Source organism: Angustibacter speluncae, from assembly GCF_054777815.1.
In genome coordinates this window covers 1-1,980 of sequence record NZ_BAAHAF010000158.1, presented here as the reverse complement: position 1 = coordinate 1,980, position 1,980 = coordinate 1, and the positions used below count along the sequence as shown (strand labels likewise).

Genomic DNA, 1,980 nt, shown 5'->3' with positions numbered 1-1,980 from the left:
GGCCGGGCCGCGCTCGCCGGCGAGCTCGAGCAGCAGGTGCTCGGTGGAGACGAACGAGTCGCCGAGCGAGGTCATCTCCTCCTGGGCGGCGACGAGCACGCCCTGCGCGGCGAGCGACAGCTGCGGCGCGGCGACGGACGAGCCGCTCGCGCTCGGCAGCCCGGCGACCACGCCCTTGGCGCGGTCGAGCACGGTGGACGCCTGCGCGCCGACGGCCTCGAGCAGGCCGGCGGGCACGCCGCCCGGCTGGGCGACGAGGGCCGCGAGCAGGTGCACGGGGTCGACGTTCGGGTTGCCGTTCGTCGTGGCCGCCTGCACGGCGGCCGCCAGGGCCTCCTGGCTCTTCGTGGTGAGCTTGAGCTCCATCGGGGTCCCCTCCTGGTGGTACGACGAAGTTGAGTCTGTCACGCTCAACTTCCCGTGTCCGGACGATGTTCCCACGGGACGCAACCGGTCGTCGCGTCCACGCGTATGCGCCTCGAGAACGGGGACCGGTCACCGTGGCCAGGACGAGAACGGGGGGTCAGATGGACGTCGAGGAGTTCGACGCCTACTACGCCGCGTCCTTCCATTGGCTCGTCGGGCAGCTCTCGGTGATGCTCGGCGACCGCGACGAGGCGGCGGACTGCGTGCAGGAGGCGTTCGTGCGGGCGTGGGACCACCGGCGCCGGCTCGAGGAACGTGTTCCTTCTCGACGGTGCGGACTCGGTGGTCTCGATCCTGCTGGTCGACACGGCCGGCGAGGTCTGCACCGGCTGACGGTGGACGGCGGCGGCGGAGGCCGTGCGGGTGCGGGACACTGGGGGTCGTCGTCGAACGGGGGGTTCCACCATGTCCAGCGCCGCACCACCGCCGCCGCCGGGTCCGCTGCGCCCGCAGGGTCCGCCGCCGGGCTACGGCCCGCCGCAGTACGGCCCGCCGCAGGGTCCGCCGCCCGGCTACGGCCCGCCGCAGGGGCCGCCGCCCGGGTACGGGCGGCCGCAGGGACCACCGCCCGGCTACGGCCCTCCGCAGGGCCCGCCCCCGCAGTACGGCCCGCCACACGGTCCCCCGCCGTCGTACGGCCCGCCGCAGGGACCGCCGCCCGGGTACGGCCCACCGCCTTACGGCCCGCCCCGGGGTCAGCGGCCGCGCCGCTCCCGCGCACCGCTGTGGTGGTCGCTCGGCGGCGTCGCCGCCGTGGCGGTGATCGGCCTGGCGCTCGCGCTCACCCTCGGCGGCGGGTCCGACGCCGAGGACGTGCAGGCCGTCGAGCTCACCCGGGTCGCGTTCGAGGTGCCGCGGTCGTGGGAGGTGCGCCCGCAGGCCGAGAACGTCACCAGCTTCTCCACCGACGGCGGCGCCCCGCACGAGGAGGTCACCTACGCCGAGTCGGCCGAGCAGTCCGGCGGCGACCCGGCTGCGCTCGTCGAGTACTACCGGACGCCGGTGCCCGAGCCGCTGCCGACGCCGGAGCGGATCAGCGAGGCGATCGACCAGGGCCTGGCGGCGCAGCTCGACGCGACGCCGGAGCAGCTGGTGTCGATGCGCGAGTCGTCCGGCCACGGGTGCCTGGCCGACGTGGCGTACAGCGACCAGCCCGAGCGCTTCGAGCGCGACGGACTTGTCGGGTACGACTACGGGTACACCTGCCAGAGCATGTACGGGCCGGTGACCGGTCGCTACGCTGTGGCGTTCGACGAGGAGGGCGTGACGCACCGGCTGACGGTCTCGACGCTCGACCCGTTCGCCGACGAGCACCAGGACCTGCTGGCCTCGGTCACCGACTCGCTGCGCGCCGGCTGACCCCGACCCGTTCAGCCGTCGGGCTGCTCGTCGTCGGACCCGGCCGTCGGCCCGGCGTCGGGGACGGGTGCCGGCTCGGTGGCGGGTGCGTCCTGCACCGGCGCGTCCCCCGCCGGCGGGTCCACCGCCGCCGGGGCGTCGTGCTGCGGGCCGCGGACCCGGTCCGGCGCCACGGCGGGCGGTGCGGGGCGCGGG

At 75.9% G+C, this 1,980-nt stretch carries 2 protein-coding genes and 2 pseudogenes; 2 read left to right on the top strand and 2 right to left on the bottom strand.

The features are described 5' to 3' along the window. A partial coding sequence (locus ACYVKY_RS17745) for a Clp protease N-terminal domain-containing protein (RefSeq protein ID WP_460436310.1) occupies positions 1-366 on the bottom strand: 366 nt, incomplete at its 3' end. Positions 367-431: 65 nt separating this feature from the next. Between ACYVKY_RS17745 and ACYVKY_RS17740 the strand changes: the two are divergent. Beyond that, positions 432-671 (top strand): annotated as a pseudogene (locus ACYVKY_RS17740) (sigma factor); the annotation flags it as partial. A 160-nt stretch (positions 672-831) separates the two neighbouring features. Then, complete coding sequence (locus ACYVKY_RS17735) at positions 832-1,785, top strand: hypothetical protein (protein WP_460436309.1); 954 nt, start codon at positions 832-834, stop codon at positions 1,783-1,785. 11 nt (positions 1,786-1,796) lie between these two features. On the opposite strand, the pseudogene ACYVKY_RS17730 reads toward ACYVKY_RS17735, so the two are convergent. Continuing rightward, positions 1,797-1,980: pseudogene (locus tag ACYVKY_RS17730) on the bottom strand (type IV pili twitching motility protein PilT); the annotation flags it as partial.

Coding starts and splice junctions, on each gene's coding strand:
- ACYVKY_RS17735 (WP_460436309.1), top strand. CDS start 832: ATGTCCAGCGCCGCACCACCGCCGCCGCCGGGTCCGCTGCGCCCGCAG.